This window comes from Novosphingobium kaempferiae, assembly GCF_021227995.1.
Classification (GTDB): domain Bacteria; phylum Pseudomonadota; class Alphaproteobacteria; order Sphingomonadales; family Sphingomonadaceae; genus Novosphingobium; species Novosphingobium kaempferiae.
The window spans coordinates 926,181-942,265 of sequence record NZ_CP089301.1 but is presented as its reverse complement, the minus strand read 5'-3'; the positions used below and the strand labels follow the sequence as shown (position 1 = coordinate 942,265).

The 16,085-nt window shown below is 65.2% G+C and carries 14 protein-coding genes; 11 read left to right on the top strand and 3 right to left on the bottom strand.

What is annotated here, in order from left to right:
- Nucleotides 1-102: 102 nt before the first annotated feature.
- The gene (locus tag LO787_RS04445; RefSeq protein ID WP_232494642.1) at nt 103-540 is read right to left on the bottom strand and encodes a nuclear transport factor 2 family protein; all 438 of its coding nucleotides are present in this window, start codon (nt 538-540) and stop codon (nt 103-105) included.
- Between the two features lie 16 nt (nt 541-556).
- Nucleotides 557-1,258 (bottom strand): TetR/AcrR family transcriptional regulator, encoded by a 702-nt coding sequence (locus LO787_RS04440; RefSeq protein ID WP_420847789.1) that lies wholly within the window; start codon nt 1,256-1,258, stop codon nt 557-559.
- A 260-nt stretch (nt 1,259-1,518) separates the two neighbouring features.
- On the opposite strand from LO787_RS04440, the gene LO787_RS04435 reads away from it, so the two are divergent.
- The gene (locus LO787_RS04435; RefSeq protein ID WP_232494640.1) at nt 1,519-3,849 is read left to right on the top strand and encodes a TonB-dependent receptor; all 2,331 of its coding nucleotides are present in this window, start codon (nt 1,519-1,521) and stop codon (nt 3,847-3,849) included.
- Between the two features lie 422 nt (nt 3,850-4,271).
- Here LO787_RS04435 and LO787_RS04430 read toward each other — a convergent pair whose 3' ends face one another.
- On the bottom strand, nt 4,272-5,774 hold the full coding sequence (locus LO787_RS04430) for a tetratricopeptide repeat protein (protein WP_232494639.1): 1,503 nt from the start codon (nt 5,772-5,774) through the stop codon (nt 4,272-4,274).
- Nucleotides 5,775-5,791: 17 nt separating this feature from the next.
- Between LO787_RS04430 and LO787_RS04425 the strand changes: the two genes are divergently transcribed.
- From LO787_RS04425 to LO787_RS04380, 10 genes are all read left to right on the top strand, one after another.
- Nucleotides 5,792-6,109, top strand: coding sequence for a putative quinol monooxygenase (locus LO787_RS04425; protein WP_232494638.1), 318 nt, complete (start codon nt 5,792-5,794; stop codon nt 6,107-6,109).
- The gene (locus tag LO787_RS04420) at nt 6,106-6,885 is read left to right on the top strand and encodes an SDR family NAD(P)-dependent oxidoreductase (protein ID WP_232494637.1); all 780 of its coding nucleotides are present in this window, start codon (nt 6,106-6,108) and stop codon (nt 6,883-6,885) included. The genes LO787_RS04425 and LO787_RS04420 overlap by 4 nt, the downstream gene beginning before the upstream one ends.
- Nucleotides 6,882-7,640 carry an SDR family NAD(P)-dependent oxidoreductase gene (locus LO787_RS04415; RefSeq protein WP_232494636.1) on the top strand — a complete coding sequence of 253 codons (759 nt, stop codon included), beginning with the start codon at nt 6,882-6,884 and terminating at the stop codon, nt 7,638-7,640. Before LO787_RS04420 ends, LO787_RS04415 begins: the two co-directional genes overlap by 4 nt.
- Before the next feature lie 30 nt (nt 7,641-7,670).
- The gene (locus LO787_RS04410) at nt 7,671-8,129 is read left to right on the top strand and encodes a cupin domain-containing protein (RefSeq protein ID WP_232494635.1); all 459 of its coding nucleotides are present in this window, start codon (nt 7,671-7,673) and stop codon (nt 8,127-8,129) included.
- Nucleotides 8,126-9,439 carry a M24 family metallopeptidase gene (locus tag LO787_RS04405; protein WP_232494634.1) on the top strand — a complete coding sequence of 438 codons (1,314 nt, stop codon included), beginning with the start codon at nt 8,126-8,128 and terminating at the stop codon, nt 9,437-9,439. Before LO787_RS04410 ends, LO787_RS04405 begins: the two co-directional genes overlap by 4 nt.
- A gap of 142 nt (nt 9,440-9,581) precedes the next feature.
- Nucleotides 9,582-10,598 carry a thiamine pyrophosphate-dependent dehydrogenase E1 component subunit alpha gene (locus LO787_RS04400; RefSeq protein ID WP_232494633.1) on the top strand — a complete coding sequence of 339 codons (1,017 nt, stop codon included), beginning with the start codon at nt 9,582-9,584 and terminating at the stop codon, nt 10,596-10,598.
- Nucleotides 10,599-10,612: 14 nt separating this feature from the next.
- Nucleotides 10,613-11,605, top strand: a complete 993-nt coding sequence (locus tag LO787_RS04395; RefSeq protein ID WP_232494632.1) for an alpha-ketoacid dehydrogenase subunit beta — start codon at nt 10,613-10,615, stop codon at nt 11,603-11,605.
- Between the two features lie 9 nt (nt 11,606-11,614).
- Nucleotides 11,615-11,857 (top strand): biotin/lipoyl-containing protein, encoded by a 243-nt coding sequence (locus LO787_RS04390; RefSeq protein ID WP_232494631.1) that lies wholly within the window; start codon nt 11,615-11,617, stop codon nt 11,855-11,857.
- A gap of 61 nt (nt 11,858-11,918) precedes the next feature.
- Nucleotides 11,919-13,334 (top strand): outer membrane protein assembly factor BamB family protein, encoded by a 1,416-nt coding sequence (locus tag LO787_RS04385; RefSeq protein WP_232494630.1) that lies wholly within the window; start codon nt 11,919-11,921, stop codon nt 13,332-13,334.
- Between the two features lie 228 nt (nt 13,335-13,562).
- A complete protein-coding gene (locus LO787_RS04380) occupies nt 13,563-15,908 on the top strand; it encodes a membrane-bound PQQ-dependent dehydrogenase, glucose/quinate/shikimate family (protein ID WP_232494629.1) in 2,346 nt (781 codons plus the stop codon).
- Nucleotides 15,909-16,085 lie beyond the last annotated feature (177 nt).

The window sequence follows — 16,085 nt, the reverse complement described above, 5'->3', positions numbered from 1 at the left end:
AGCGACGTAGTCGCTGACGGAGGGGGAATTGCTCAGCCTCTCCCCCTCCACCACCGCTTCGCGGCGGTCCCCCTCCCCGAGACAAGCTCGGGGAGGAATTTGTCAGGGCCACAGTATCCTCAACCCGATCCGCGCGAACTTCCACCGCCCGTCCACGCGCACGTATTCATCGTCGTAGCGCCCGATCAGCAGTAGCGGGTTCGCCGCGCCGCCCTGCGTGACGATGGCCGAGCCTTCATGCTGGCGCGTCACCAGGTCGAGGAGCAGGCAGTGCCCGCGCGCGGTGTCGGGGCCGGTGATCTCGATTGAGTGGTTGGCGACGTAGTGCAGCGTCTCCAGCGGCGCGCGCAGGTGCTTCCAGTGTTCCCGGAACAGGCCGAGCACCGCCTCCACGCCCTCGTAGCGGTCGGGATAGTCGCACACCACGTCATCGACGAAATTCCGGCGCACCAGATCCTCGTCCATGGTGTCGAACGCCGTCGAGTAATCGACGCGAAGCTGGCGGATGGCTTCGCGCGCGGTCAGTTCTTCCAGGGTCATCGCTCTCTCCTTTTTGTCATCCCTTTGCCTGTGCGCGCCGCAGCCGGGCGATCTTCTTCTGGATCGTCGCCAGCTTGCGCAGGTATGTCTCGCGGATATCGCCGATCAGGAGCAGCGCCGCGCTCTGGAGGAAGCAGGCGTGCAGTTCGAGGCGGCACACGTCGCCCGCGCACTGGCCCAGCGACCAGCGGCGATAGACGAGGAATTCGTGCATGACGTGGGTGTCCACCAGCGTCGGCAGGTCCAGATCGCTGCGCAGATGCCCCTTGGCGCGCTCCAGTTCCAGCCAGGCCGAGAAGCGCGCATGCGCCACCGATGTCAGCTCGCGCACTTCCAGTTCGCGCGGTTCGGAGGCGAACACGAAGTCGATCACCACGCGGGCGTAGAGGCTGTCGCGCTCAAGCTCGCTGACCATCCAGTCCAGTTCGCGGAACACCACGTCCAGCGTATAGGTCGCGCCGCGCCGGGCGATGTGTTCGCGCACCTCGATCATTCGGTCGACCACGGTGGCGCTGATGACGCCCTCCTTGTCGCCGAACAGGCGGTAGAGCGTGCGCTGCGCGACCCCGGCATCCTCCGACAATCGCCGGATCGTCAGCGCCGCGACTCCCCCTTCGCCGAGGATGCGGTGCGCGGTGTCGACGATGCGCGCGCGCCGCTCCGTCATCGCCGGACTCGTGTAGCGGCGGCGAATCGCCGGCGTTTTTTTCTCGGTCACTTCTTGCATCGCAGCAACGCGCGCGGGCGTGGCGGTTCTCTTTTCATTACCGCGAGAAAGTAGAGTTTCTCCGCGTTCCAAGACAATCCCCCTCGCCATTCCACCGCTGCATTGCGGCAAAACAAATCATACATGAATGTTTTTTCTGTCTTCACAAAAATGAACATGTGTACTCATTTATGCCTGTCCGGCGAAAACGTCGGCAAGTGATTCGAACTGCCCATGACCAAACGAAGGCAGTCGGTTCGGAGGGGAAGAACATGATCGGCAAACGACACCTGAATTGCGTCTTCAACACGCTTGCCACGGGGCTTCTGGCGAGCGTGAGCACCACGGCGATGGCCCAGAGCGCGCCCGAGACGGCCGCCCCGCAGGCTGAACCGCCGCCGCAGCAGGGCGGGCTCGAGGACATCGTCGTCACCGCGCGGCGCATCTCGGAATCGCTGCAGGACACCCCCGTCGCGGTCTCCGCGTTCACCGAGACCGCCATCCAGAACAAGTTCGCGACCGACATCCGCGCGCTGGCGGGCGACGTGCCGAACGTGGTCATCACCAACGTGCCGGGCTTCAACGCGGCCTCCATCGGCATCCGTGGCCAGTCGACCGGCGACATCATCCTGACCTTCGAGCCTGCGGTCGGCGTGGTGGTGGACGACTTCGTGCTCGCCCACGTCCAGACCCAGCTGTTCGACCTGTTCGACGTGGAGCGGATCGAAGTGCTGCGCGGTCCGCAGGGCACGCTGTTCGGCAAGAACACGGTCGGCGGCGTCGTCAACGTCATCACCAAGAAGCCGGAGCCCGGTTTCAGCGGCGAAGTGCGCCTCGGCTACTCCAGCTTCAACACCAAGGACGTGAAGGCGGCGATCAACATCCCGCTGGCCGAGAACCTCTACTTCCGCGCGGCGGGCTCGTTCCAGGAGAGCGACGGCTACTACCGCCTGACCAAGAACAACGATGTCGACGGATACGAAGGCGTGCCGGGACGCGGCCAGCGCTGGGGCGGATCGCGCTTCTTCAGCGCCCGCGCCAAGCTGCTGTGGGAACCGACCGACGACACCAACATCCTGCTCACCTACGAACTGCTGCGCGATCGCGGCGACAGCCCGCCGTCCGTCAACGAGACGCCTCCGGGCTTCCTGATCGACGTGGTCGGCTTCCCCGGCATCCAGACCACCGGCCAGAGCCCGTTCAAGACCGGCACCACGCTGTGCGAGGGTTCGTCCAGCGCACCGACCTGCCCGGGCACTCTCAGCGGCCATCGCGTCGACGTGGACGGCGTCTACCTTCGCGGCGAGCATTCGATGGACGATGTCGGCACGATCACCGTCGTCGGCGGCTGGCGCCGGGTCCGCTCGGAACTGCCGTCCGACTACACCGGCGAAAACGCCTACCTCTTCGTCTCCACCCGCGAGGATACGCGCAAGCAGTATAGCCTTGAAGCCCGGTTCAGCTCCGACTTCTCGGACGTCATCAAGTTCACCGTTGGCGGCATGTACTGGGGCCAGAAGCTGGACGCCAACGCCACCAGCTTCCTCGGCTTCCTGCGCTTCCTCGGCGATCCGACCGCGCTGACCGATCCGAACCAGTCCACCGCCAACTACAAGGTGGACAGCTATGCGGTCTTCGGCGAGGCGGAGTACAAGGTGGCCGACCCGTTCTCGGTCTTCCTCGGCGCGCGCTATACCAAGGAAAGCAAGGACTTCTCGGTTCGCCCGCAGGTCCGCCGCTCCACCATCGCGACGGGCTTCTGGCCCGAATACAGCGACAGCGCGAAGTTCTCCAAGCCGACCATGCGCGCCGGTTATCGCTGGGAGATCGCGCCGGGCATCAACAACTACTTCACCTACAGCCAGGGCTACAAGTCGGGCGGCTACAACGAGCAGGCGATGTCCGCCACCTCGGCGCTGCCGTTCCGCGAGGAGACCGCCGACAGCTTCGAACTGGGCTTCAAGACCGAGACGGCGGACCGTCGCCTGCGCGTCAACGTCGCCGCGTTCTACGTGAAGTACGACGATCTCCAGCGCGATGCGGTGGTGCCGTTCACCGATCCGATCACCGGCCTGCCGGGGCAGGAGACGCGCACGACCAACGCGGGCAAGGCCGAAGTGAAGGGCATCGAACTCGAAATCTCGGCAGCACCCGTGACGGGGCTGACACTCGGCGCATCGGTCGGCTGGCAGAAGGCCAAGTACAACGAGTTCAGCACCGACGTGAACGGCGACGGCATCAACGACGACGCCTCGTATCTCAAGCTGCGCAACGCACCCAAGTGGACCGCCAGCGGCAACGTGCATTACGAATTCCCGCCGACCGACTGGGGCATCGTCTCGCTCAACGCCGACATCAACTATCAGGCGCAGTACGAATCCACGACGCTCAACGCCGACTACTCGCAGGGCGAAGCACGGACGCTGGTTGGCGCGAGCATCGGCTGGACCGATCCGGCCGAGCGCTATCGCATCGCCGTGTTCGGCCGCAACCTGCTGGACGAGGTTTACCGTGTCTCGGCCAACTCGGTTGCGGGGCTGTTCAACTTCACCAACTACGCGCCGCCGCGCAGCTTCGGCGTCGAAGGCTCGGTGAAGTTCTGACGATGGCGGCGGCGGTCTCCCCCCGGGCAGGTGCGAGCCTCCGCGACGCCGGCCTTCCCCCACGGTTCGCTGCACCGTGGGGGAAGGTCACGGTGCCTGCCCTCCCTGTTCGTCATTGCGAGCGCAGCGAAGCAATCCAGCGTCGTCCTATGCCGCTGGATTGCTTCGCTGCGCTCGCAATGACGAACAGGGGTGGTGGTGGCGGATCTTCAGCGCTGGCCATGCGATCGGAGGCCGATGAAGGAAGTGACGCGCCAGCGCTTCTTTCCGGCGTACACCCGCTCCATAACCTCGGCCTCTCACTTCGTCATTGCGAGCGTAGCGAAGCAATCCAGCGCGGTTTGCACGACGTTGGATTGCTTCGCTACGCTCGCAATGACGAAGGTGGGTTGGGGAGGCGCAGGTGGCCGAACGTTGATTTTTCAGCGCAGCTTGTGCGGACGGCCTACGCCCTTGGGAACGAGGTCGAAGGCGAAGCTGATGCGCTCCCGCTCGCCGCCGAAGGGCAGGGTGGCGTGCCACAGGTAGGACGGGAACAGGATCATCCGCCCCGCGCGGGGCTGGTGGATTACCGGCGTGCCGCCGCCGCCCAGTTCCTCGGGCAGGAGGCCGATGGCGAAGGCGCCGTCCTCGCTCCCGGCTTCGAATTCGGCAAACTCGGGATAGTAGACGCCCGACAGCCAGTTGGGTGCATGGATGTGCGGGCCGACTTCGCCGCCGGGGCGCAGGATCGTGCCCCACAGCGTCAGGCTCCATTCGGCGGGCAGGGCGCGCAGGAAGGGGTGGTCGGCAGGCTCGGCGGCAAGGCGCGCATGGGCGGCGGCAAGGTGCTCGCGGGCCAATTGCGCCAGTGCCTTGAGCGCGGGCGTATCGGCATCGGCAAGATCGTCGCTCTGTCGCCCCTGCCGGGTGACGAGACCCTCGGGCTCGAAGGTGAGCGAAGGGTGCGCGCGCAGCTCCCTGACCAGCGCGGCGTTGAACGTGGCAAGGTCGGCGAAGCCCGGCGCGGCCTCGATATCGTGGACGGTGACGAAGCGGTCGAGCGCCATCAGCTTCGCCTGATCCTCGCTCCAGCCCAGCTTATGCTGCGCAGCAATTCCAAGCGCCAGCGGTGTCGTGACGCTGGGCTGTGTACCCACCAGCGTACCGCAGACGGCCAGCGCATCGCGTGCCTCTCCGGCCCGGATCATGCTGCGCACAAGATTGACGCCGAGGGCGTGGTTCGGCGCAGCAGGATCGAAGGCCGCGCGCATCGCCGAAACGGCTCCGGCGAAGTCGCCCGCCTGCTCGCGCAGGAGCCCAAGCTGGTTCGCCGCACGCACATTGCGCGGCTGCGCGCGCAGTACCTGGCGGACGAGATCTTCGGCCTCCACCCGCTGCCCCGAACCGGACAGCGCATCGACCAGATTGAGCGCAGTATCGAGATGACCGGGGCGCAGTTCGAGCGAGCGGCGGTACTTTCCGACCGCCTCGGCATGACGGCCCAGCCGGGCCAGCGCCACGCCGCTGTTGGTGAGCGCATCGGCGTTGTCAGGTGCCCCCTGGAGCACCTCAAGCGCCTCTTGGTGCCGTTCAGTACCGATCAGGCACGAGCCCAGATTTGCCAGCGTCGGCGCATGTCCGGGGCGCAGGTCGAGGGCTGTGGCGAAGGCCTCCAAAGCCTCGTCGAAGGCCGCCGCATTCTTGAGCGCGACGCCCAGATTCTGGTGCCGCGCAGCGTCGAGAGGCGCGGAATCCCTCGCTTTTCTGAAGGCATCCAGCGCCTCCTCCACGCGCCCCGTCCGCTGCGCCACGATGCCCGCCAGGGTCAGCGCATCGGCATCCTCGGGACGCTCCGCCAGCAGGCGATCCACCAGCGGCCGGGCGCTCTCGGGCTCAGGCCCCTGAGCAGCCCGCGCGGCCTCTGCCAGCAATTCCCCCCACATGACGAAAGGCCCTCTTCGTGATTGCAGTCATCATGCATGTGCGCACCAAGCCGGACAAGACGTTGCGTTTCATGGAGTTGATCACCCAGCTCCAGATCGACGTGCGCGCCAACGAGACCGAGACGCTGCTGTTCCAGGTCATGCGCTCGCAGGACGATCCGAACGCCTTCGCCTTCGCCGAAATCTTCACCAGCGAGGAGGCCAAGGAGGCCCACGCCAACCGCCCCTATCACGTCGCCATGTCGGCCGAAGGCTACGCCTGTCTCGACGGTGATCCCGACATCCGCGTCTTCGACATTCTGGGCGAAGCCGCCAAGGCAGGAGTACACGCATGACCCGTTCCCTCGAAGGCCGCATCGCCCTCGTCACCGGCTGCACCGGCGGCATCGGCAGCGAGATTTCCCGCACTCTGGCAGAGGCCGGCGCGACCGTGGTCGGCGCGGACCTGCCCGCCGATGCGGGCAGCTGGACCGGGGATTCCTACCTCTCGCTCGACGTGACGGACGAGGGATCGTGGCAGTCCGCCATCGGCGCGGTGGAGCAGCAGTACGGGCGGCTCGACGTACTGGTCCATGTCGCAGGTATCGTCGTCGTCGAGAAGATGGAGAATACGACGATCGAGCAATGGCGCAAGCAGATGGCGGTCAACGTGGACGGCGTGTTCCTCGGCACCAAGGTGGCGGCGCAGCTCCTGAAGCGGTCGGGCGAGAGCCTGCCGCACGGGGCCTCCGTGGTCGTGATCTCCTCGGTCGCGGGGAAGATCGGCTCGCCGCTGCATGTCGGGTACTGCACGTCCAAGGGCGCGGCGACGCTGTTCGTGAAGGCCTGCGCGATGGAGTTCTCCGCGCTCGGCTACAAGGTGCGCGTCAACTCGGTGCATCCCAGCGGGGTGAAGACCGGGATGGTGGACCACATCCTTCAGCGCATCGTCGATAACGGCTTTGCCAGCACCGTGGAGGAAGCCGCCGCCGGGCTCGCCCCGGCGCACCCGATCGGGCGCATGGCCGACCCCATCGACGTCGCCAAGACCGTGCGTTTCCTCGCCTCGGACGAGGCGGGTTACATGCACGGATCCGAGCTGATCGTCGACGGCGGGTTCACCGCGCAATGAGCGTCGCAGGCAAAGTCGCGCTCGTCACGGGCGGCACCAGCGGCATCGGCGCCGCCGTCTCGAAACTGCTGGCACAGGCGGGGGCCAGGGTCGCCGTGCTGTCCGATGCGGCGCAGGCCGATCTCGACAGGGAGGTTGCAGGGGGCACGCTCGCCCATGCGGTGCATGTCGACATCGCCGATGCGGATGCCGTCGCGGCGGCGGTGAAGGGGATCGAGGACAGCCTTGGCCCCGTCACGCTGCTGGTCAACAACGCGGCGGTCTGGGCGCCTAATCCGGTGCCGGAGAGCCCGCTCTCGCTGTTCGACCGGCACATCGACGTGAACCTCAAGGGCAGCTTCTACGTCACGCAGGCGGTGCTGCCCGCGATGATCGCGGCAGGCGGCGGCGCGGCGGTGTTCATCGGATCGGTGAGCGGCACCGCAGGTCGCGCGGGCGACAGCGCCTACAGCGCATCCAAGGCGGGCGTCGCGATGCTGGCACGCACGCTGGCCGCCGAACTCGGTCCCAAGGGCATCCGCATCAACTGCGTGTGCCCCGGCGCGGTGGCGACGCCGCTGACGGCCAACCTGCGCACGCCGGAGGGCGAGCAGGCCATCGCCGCGCTGATGGACGGCCATCCCAGCCCGCGCCGCAAGTTCTTCATGGACCCGGAGCAGATCGCCGAACTGGTCTGCTTCCTGCTGGATGACAAGTCGAGCGCGCTGCACGGCGCGGTCATCCCTGCCGACGAGGGCCTTACCGCAACGATGTGAGCCATACGAATACGAGAGAGGAGAACAACCATGACCGTTCAGCACGATGCCGGAAAACTCGGCGACCTCATCGTCAATATCAACGACTGCCACGAAGTCGCGCTCGGCACCGGCACCACCATCCGCCTGCTGCGCTACAGCGAGGAAACCGGCGACTGGGTGCTCTGGGTCCACATGGAACCGGGCGCGACGTTCGCCCCGCACTGGCACCTCGGCCACGGGCAGTACTTCGTGACCAAGGGCGAGCTGATCTACGACGTCGGCTCCGCGCCTGCGGGCACTTACGGCTACGAACCCATCGGATCGCGCCATAACGAGGCGCGCTGCGACGAAGTGACCGAATACCTCTTCATGGGCCACGGCGCCGTCGCGTTCCTCGACGATGCGGGCGAGATCCGCTTCATCCTCAACCACGAATTCCTGCGCGACGTGGCGAAGGGCGAGGTCATTTCCAACGTCGCCAACGAGGGGCTGGAGGAGGCGGCATGACCGCACCTTCGAACCCGCGCGCCGACCGCCTCCGGTCGATGATGGCGGCGGAGGGGCTGGATGCGGTCGTTCTCAGCCATCCGCACGATGTCCGCTATGCCGTGGGCTATCACTCGATCCTTGAGCGCTGGCAGCAGATGGAGCCGATGGCCGCCGCCATCGTCTACGCCGACCCGGCCAAGCCGCTGACGCTGGTAATCCCGGAGGCGAACCTCGGCCTCGTCGCGGTGCTCAACAGGGACGACGACGCCTGCACTTTCGCCGAAGTGCGCACGTTCGACATGCTCAACTTCTGCGAGGTCAGCCGCTACATCGACCCCGATCGCAACGGCGGCCAGCTTGCCGAGGATGCGGCGGGGATGCTCGGCGCCATCGCCGGAACCTGTCAGCCGGACGTCGCCGCCGCCATCGCCGAAGGGCTTGCCGATCACGGCATGGCGGGCAAGGCCATCGGCTTCGACGAGCACCGCGTCTCCGCCCGCATTTCCGGCAGGGTGCCGCACGAATATTCCGACGTGCTCGACTTCATGATGCGCGTGCGCGTGGTGAAGACGCCGGGCGAACTGGAACGCTACCGCAAGGTCGGCAAGCTGGCCGACCGCATCATCGCCCACGCCGGATCGCTGTTGCACGAAGGCGCGGACTGGAACGACGTGCAGGCGCGCATCTGCGACTTCATGGTCCGCAACGAAGTGATTCCGGTGGACGAAGGCGCTATGCTGTTCGGCGGCGCTTACGAGGCCGACGAGTTCATCCCCGACCTTTTCCGCACGCGCGGCAACCGCGCGCTGCGCCGGGGCGACATCGTCATCCTCGAGACGCAAGGCATCCACGACGGCTTCTGGGTGGACATCAACCGTACCGCCGTCCTCGGCAGGGCGAGCCCGGAATACCGCCACCAGCATGACGTGCTGCGCGACGCCTTCCTCAAGATGGTGGACCGGCTGCGCCCCGGCGTCTCCACCGCCAGCCTGCCCGCCATCGGCTACGAGCACTTGAAGGCCAACGGCATCGCCACGCCCGAAAAGCTGCTCGTCGTCGCCCACGGGATCGGCCTGATGCCGCTGGAAATCCCGCTGGCCTTCCCGGCGGCGGGACTTGCCGGGGTGAAGGACGGATTCGTGATGGAGGAGGGGATGCTGATCTCGCTCGACAGCCTCTACTTCGGCGCGAAGCTCGGCCCCTGCCACATGGAGAACGTCTACGCGATCACGGCAGGCGCTCCCGAACCGATGTACGCGGCCCCGCTCGAACTGTTCGAGGCGCAAAGCGAGGAGCTTGGGGCTGCGGAACCCGCAGATGCGACGTGAAGGCCGCGGGCGCCGCGCTGGATTGCCGCGCGGCTGCGCCGCTCGCAATGACGAATAGGGAACCCTCTTTCGTCATTGCGAGCAAAGCGAAGCAATCCAGCGCGTCCAACGATGACGCCGTGAAACAAACAAGGAGAGAGCGATGACCGCCATCGGCGACAATGACCGCAGGCTCGAAAAGTACCGCCGGATGCAGCGCATCCGCCAGTTCGAGACCAAGGCCGAGACCATCCACGCAGCGGGCGAGATCCCCGGCGCTCTGCATACTTACGCGGGGATGGAGGCATCGGGCGTCGGCGCCTGCATGGCGCTGCGCGACGACGACTACATGGTCGGCACGCACCGCAGCCACGGCCATCCCATCGCCAAGGGATCGACGCTGCGCCCGCTGATGGCCGAACTGCTCGGCAAGGCGACGGGCGTGTGCAAGGGGAAGGGCGGCTCCATGCACCTCTCCGACTTTTCGATGGGCAGCCTCGGCGAGACCAGCATCGTCGGCTCCGGCGGTCCGGTCGCGGCGGGCGCGGCTCTGGGCGCGAAGCTGCAGGGGCTGGACCGCGTGGCGCTGTGCTTCTTCGGTGACGGCGCATCCAGCGAAGGCGCGATCCACGAAGGCATGAACCTTGCCGCCGTGTGGAAGCTGCCCGCGATCTTCGTGTGCGAGAACAACCGTTTCGGCATGTCCACGCCCACCTCCTCGGCGGTGGCAGGGGCGAACGTCGCGGACCGCGCGCACGGCTACGGCATCCCCGGCGTCATCGTCGATGGGCAGGACGTGGACGCGGTTGAGGACGCCGTGCGCGAGGCGGTCGACCGTGCCCGCGCGGGCAAGGGCCCGACGCTGATCGAGACCAAGACCTACCGCTATTCCGACCATGCGGTGAACATGGGGCGCGACCTGACCCCGCGCGGGCCGGAGCATGAGGAATGGGTGGGCCGCGATCCCATCGCCCTCTACCGCGCGCGCCTGGTTTCCGACGGTGTGGCCGAGGCAGACCTTGCCGCGATCGAGAACGCCATCGCCGACGAAGTGGCTGACGCGCTCAGCTTCGCACGGGAAAGCGCCTACCCGACATTCGAGGAGGCTTTCGACCACGTCTTCGTCGAGCGCCTGCCGATCCCCGCCGACGTCGCCGCGCACGCGAACCTTGGCGCCTGAAAGGAGATACCATAATGGCCCGGATCACATTCCTCGAAGCGATCTATCAGGCGCAGGCCGAGGAGCTTGAGCGCGACCCCGCCGTCTTCATGATGGGCGAGGATATCCGCTGCAACGTCTTCGGCACCACCACCGGCTTCGTCGAGCGTTTCGGCGAGGAGCGCATCCGCGACACGCCGATCTCCGAGAACGGCTTTATCGGCGCTGCAGGCGGCGCGGCGATGGTGGGCATGCGGCCCATCGTCGATGCCACGCTGTCCTCGTTCCTCTACCCGGCGATGGACCAGATCTGCTCGATCATCGCCAAGTCGCGCTACATCTACGGCGGGCAGGCGCGGCTGCCGCTCGTGATCCGCTCCTGCATGTTCTACGGCAATTCCAACGCGGCGCAGCATTCGGACCGGCCCTACCCGATGTTCATGAACATGCCGGGCCTCAAGATCATCGCTCCCTCCGACGCCGCCGACATGAAGGGCCTGCTCAAGGCCGCCATACGCGACGACGACCCGGTGATGTGCTTCGAGGACGGCACATGCTGGATGAACAAGGCCGAAGTGCCCGACGATCCCGACTTCGTGGTTCCCATCGGCAAGGGCGACATCAAGCGCGAAGGCACGGACATCACCGTCATCGCCATCGCCGGCGGTGTGAACGTCGCGCTGAAGGCGGCGAAGCAGTTGCAGGGCGAGGGCATCTCGGTGGAGGTCATCGACCCCCGCACGCTGGTCCCGCTGGACCGCGAGTTAATCCTCAAGTCGGTCCGCAAGACCGGTCGCGCGATCTGCGTCGATCCCGCCAACCGGACGTGCAGCGCGGCGAGCGAGATCGCCGCCACCATCGTCGAGGAGGCCTTCGACGCACTGCGTTCGCCGGTTGTCCGGATCACGACTCCCGATACGCACCTGCCGTTCAGTCCGCACATCGAAAAGCCGCTCTACCCGTCGGTTGAGCGCATTGTAGATGCCGCTAGGCGCCTCGTAGGTGCCGTTCAGTACCAGTCAGCCTGAGGAGCGAAAATGGCCGAATTCACGATGGTCCTGCCGCAATACGGCATGGGAATGCAGGACGGCGAGATCGTGCGCTGGCTCAAGGAGCCGGGCGACCGGGTGGAAGAAGGCGAGAATCTCGTCGAGGTGGAAGCCGCGAAAACCACCGTCGAAGTGCCTGCTCCGGTATCGGGAACGCTGCTGCGGATCGTCGCGGAAGTGGGGGAAACCGTGGACGTCCGCGCTGCGATCGCGGTGATCGAAACGGGCTGAACACCGCGGTTTCGGCCGGATTTTCAGCATAAGGGCAGACGTTCCGGGAGAGGACGCGAGGATGAAGGGTGACAAGGAAATCCGCTGGCCGCGCTGGCTGGCGGCAGTGCTGCTGCTCGCGATCGGGGCGGTGCTCGTCCTCGGCGGGGTGAAGCTGCTGATGCTGAGCGGATCGCCCTACTATCTGCTGGCCGGCCTCGCCTGCCTGGGCTCCGGCATCCTGCTCTGGCGCGGCGATGCGCGCGGACTTTCGGTCTATGCGGTGATGCTGCTGGTCACGGTCGTATGGTCGTTCTGGGAGGTCGGCACGCAGTTCTGGCAACTGCTGCCGCGTCTCGCCGGACCGACCGTGATCGGCGGTTTTCTGCTGCTTTTGCCGTTGCGCCGCTCGGCTTCGGAACCCGGAAAGCCTGCCCGTTGGGGGCTGGGAGCGGTGACGCTGATCGCCGCTCTGGCACTCATCGGCACGTTCCTGACGGTGCCGGTCTTCGACGTTTCCTCCATCCGCGCCATTGCTCTCAAGGCGATGAACCCGCGCAGCGCCGAATGGACGGATTACGGCGCAAATCTCGCGGGAAACCGCCATTCTCCGGCAGCCGAGATCACGCCGGCGAACGTGCCCCAACTCGAGCAGGCATGGTCGTTCGAGACCGGCGACACCAAGGCGAAACGGCCGGAAATCAAGTCCATCTCGTTCATGGCGACACCGCTGATGGTGGACGACAAGGTCGTGTTCTGCTCACCTACCGGCAAGGTCTTCGCGCTCGATGCCGACACCGGAAAGCAGGTCTGGCTGCGCGATCCCCACACGAACATCGGCAACGCGCAGATGCTCAACTGCCGCGGCGTCTCGTATCATGCGGACAGCGCCGCCATTGGCCTTTGCGCCAAGCGCATCCTCAGCATGACGGTGGACGGCCGCCTGCTCGCCAGCGACCTCGCAACCGGCGCGCCATGCCCCGACTTCGGTAAGGGCGGCACGATCAACCTCGACGAAGGGCTGGGCGATGTCGATCCTTTCCGTTCCTATACCTCCTCTCCGCCGGTCATCGTGGGCGGTGTCGCGGTGCTTGGATCCTATGTCCGCGACAACTACACCAAGGACGATCCATCGGGCGTGGTGCGGGCCTACGACGTGAAGAGCGGCAGGCTGCTCTGGGCATGGGACAGCGGACGCCCGGACGATGCGCCGATGCCCGGGCCGGGAGAAAGCTGGACGCGCGGCTCCGTCAACGCATGGAGCGTGTTCAGCGCCGACCCCGCACTGGGGCTGGTCTACCTGCCCACCGGCAACGCCACCCCCGACCATGTCGGCACGCACCGCTCGCCGATGCTGGAGCGCTATGCGAGTTCCATCGTCGCGCTGGACGTCAAGACCGGGCGTATCCGCTGGCACTTCCAGACCGTCCATCACGATACCTGGGACTATGACATTCGTCAAGCGCCCGCGGAGATGAACCGCATTCAAAATATTTGATTTATTACAATAATTTATGAATTGGCTGATGCGTGCAATTGCGACGTCTGATCATCGCTAGGAGCCATATAGGAGCCAGCCAGATTTCAATTCCGGCGAACCACGACGTACTTAGGCGTAGCATATGCCCACTTTACTTTAAGATTGTTGCTTTGGTGCTCGGGGCGAAGAAAGCGATTTGATAAACGATCGCAGGCCCGGTTGCTCTGGAGAGGGAACATTGCGGATATGGTAACGACGAGCGGAAAATGGGTGCGATTGCTAATCGCCGCGGTGCTGCTCGCGATCGGCGCAGTGCTGGTCGTCGGCGGTGCCGAGCTGCTGACCCTTGGCGGTTCGTCCTACTACTTCGCGGCGGGGCTTGCCTGTGTAATGTCCAGCGGACTGCTGGCACGAGGCAATCGGTGGGGACTTCTTGTCTACGCCGCCATGCTGGCCTTCACTGTGCTCTGGTCCTTCTGGGAAGTCGGCGCGCAATTCTGGCAGCTTCTCCCTCGACTTGCCGGCCCAACGGTGATCGGTTTGCTGCTGGCGTTGCCGCAGATCCGCCGGCGCCTGACACCCGTTACCGATGCTGGGACGCGCTGGGGGCTGGGTTCGGTCGTCTGCTTGGCGGCACTTGTGCTGCTCGGCACTTTCCTGACCGTGCCGGTTTTCGACGTTTCATCCGATCGCACGATGGCGCTTTCCGCGCCCAGTCCTGCCGGCGCGGAATGGACCGATTACGGCGCGAACGTTTTCGGCACTCGCCATTCCCCGGCAGTACAAATCACACCCGCGAATGCCGCGAAGCTGGAACAGGCTTGGTCCTTCGAAACCGGCGATACCAAGGCGAAGCGGCCCGACATCAAATCTATCTCGTTCATGGCGACGCCGCTGATGGTGGATGACAAGGTCGTGTTCTGTTCGCCGACCGGCAAGGTCTTCGCGCTCGATGCGGATACCGGCAAACAGATCTGGCTACGCGATCCGCACACGCGGATCGGCAATGCCCAGATGCTCAACTGCCGGGGCGTATCCTATCATGCCGATCCCGCTGCAACGGGCATCTGCGCCAAGCGCATCCTCAGCATGACCGTTGACGGCCGCTTTCTTGCCAGCGATCTTGCGACTGGCACGCCGTGTCCGGACTTCGGCAAGAACGGGACTGTGAACCTCGACGAGGGGCTGGGGGATGTGGACCCGTTCCGCTCCTACACCTCATCACCCCCGGTGATCGTCGGCAACACCGCAATTCTCGGCGCCTACGTACGGGACAACTACACCAAGGACGATCCCTCAGGCGTCGTGCGTGCGTTCGATGTGAAAACCGGCATGCTGCTTTGGGCCTGGGACAGCGGCCGTCCTGACGATGCGCCACCGCTCAAGCAGGGAGAGAAGTGGACGCGAGGCTCGGTCAATGCCTGGACGGCGTTCAGCGCCGACCCAACGCTTGGTCTTGTCTATGTGCCCACGGGCAATGCCACTCCGGATCACGTCGGTACTCATCGTTCGCCGATGCTGGAGCGCTATGCGAGTTCGTTGGTCGCGCTGGATGTGACGACTGGACGTGTGCGGTGGTCGTTCCAAACGGTGCACCACGACCTTTGGGACTACGACCTGCCGGCTCAATCGAGCATTGTCGATCTCGCGCTGAACGGTCGCAAGTCAGCGGCTTTGATCGTGCCGACCAAGAGGGGTGAGATATTCGTTCTTGATCGTGCGACTGGTAAGCCGCTGACCCCTGTCGAGGAGCGGCCGGTGCCCCGCGGCACTTTGCCCGGCGAACGCTATTCGCCCACGCAGCCCTATCCGACCGGGTTCGCGTCTTTCGCTCCGCCGCCGCTTACCGAGGCAGAAATGTGGGGTGCGACCCCGCTCGATCAGATGTGGTGCCGCATCCGCTTCCGCTCGCTGGATTACAAGGGCATGTTCACACCGCCCTCCGAACGCGGCATGCTGCAGTGGCCGGGCACCTTCGGCATCCTCAACTGGGGCAGTGTCAGCATCGATCCGCAGCGTCAACTGATGATCGTGAACTCCGCTGCGATCCCCCAGGAGGTGCGCCTATTTCGTCATGGCGCAAAAACCGATCGTCCGGCTATGGCAAAGGACTCCCACGCGCCCGGCTACCTGCCGCAATACGGAACGAATTACGGCGTCAGTCTACTGCCTATGCTCTCGCCATTGGGCATTCCTTGCGAGGCGCCGCCATGGGGTAAATTGGCCGCCGTTGACCTGCGGACCGGGCGGATCGCCTGGAGCCGTACCTTCGGCACCTCAGCTGATACTGCTCCGTTTGGCGTGGCGGTGCCGGGAGCCTTCAATCTTGGCGGATCCGCTACTACCGCTGGCGGCGTCACCTTCATTGGGGCAGCCATGGATAACTATCTGCGGGCCTTCGACACGGCAACCGGGAAGGAACTATGGAAGGGGCGGCTACCTGCAGGCGGACAGGCGACACCAATTACATATGTATCGCGAAAAAGCGGGCGGCAGTACGTTGTAATTGCCGCCGGCGGTCACGCGTACATGCGGACTAAGCCTGGTGACGCAATTGTTGCGTTCTCGCTTTCCTCAAGCACTCAGCGATGAATGTGGCTTTGTACTCGTGTAATCGAAAGAGCGTCGATCTGGTCATTTCTGAAGGTCGTTCAGGCAATAGAGAAGCCCAGCGGCCAAATTTAGCTCTGCTAATCCGTCTATCGGTGGCCTCGTTCTTTACCCGGTATCTCCGGCTGCATCGTAATCCCCGATCGAGAGACTTCTTTA

Bases quoted from the DNA above. Each gene is read 5' to 3' on its own strand.
- LO787_RS04445 (WP_232494642.1), bottom strand. From the start codon at position 540: ATGACCCTGGAAGAACTGACCGCGCGCGAAGCCATCCGCCAGCTTCGC.
- LO787_RS04435 (WP_232494640.1), top strand. From the start codon at position 1,519: ATGATCGGCAAACGACACCTGAATTGCGTCTTCAACACGCTTGCCACG.
- LO787_RS04430 (WP_232494639.1), bottom strand. From the start codon at position 5,774: ATGTGGGGGGAATTGCTGGCAGAGGCCGCGCGGGCTGCTCAGGGGCCT.
- LO787_RS04420 (WP_232494637.1), top strand. From the start codon at position 6,106: ATGACCCGTTCCCTCGAAGGCCGCATCGCCCTCGTCACCGGCTGCACC.
- LO787_RS04415 (WP_232494636.1), top strand. From the start codon at position 6,882: ATGAGCGTCGCAGGCAAAGTCGCGCTCGTCACGGGCGGCACCAGCGGC.
- LO787_RS04410 (WP_232494635.1), top strand. From the start codon at position 7,671: ATGACCGTTCAGCACGATGCCGGAAAACTCGGCGACCTCATCGTCAAT.
- LO787_RS04405 (WP_232494634.1), top strand. From the start codon at position 8,126: ATGACCGCACCTTCGAACCCGCGCGCCGACCGCCTCCGGTCGATGATG.
- LO787_RS04400 (WP_232494633.1), top strand. From the start codon at position 9,582: ATGACCGCCATCGGCGACAATGACCGCAGGCTCGAAAAGTACCGCCGG.
- LO787_RS04395 (WP_232494632.1), top strand. From the start codon at position 10,613: ATGGCCCGGATCACATTCCTCGAAGCGATCTATCAGGCGCAGGCCGAG.
- LO787_RS04390 (WP_232494631.1), top strand. From the start codon at position 11,615: ATGGCCGAATTCACGATGGTCCTGCCGCAATACGGCATGGGAATGCAG.
- LO787_RS04385 (WP_232494630.1), top strand. From the start codon at position 11,919: ATGAAGGGTGACAAGGAAATCCGCTGGCCGCGCTGGCTGGCGGCAGTG.
- LO787_RS04380 (WP_232494629.1), top strand. From the start codon at position 13,563: ATGGTAACGACGAGCGGAAAATGGGTGCGATTGCTAATCGCCGCGGTG.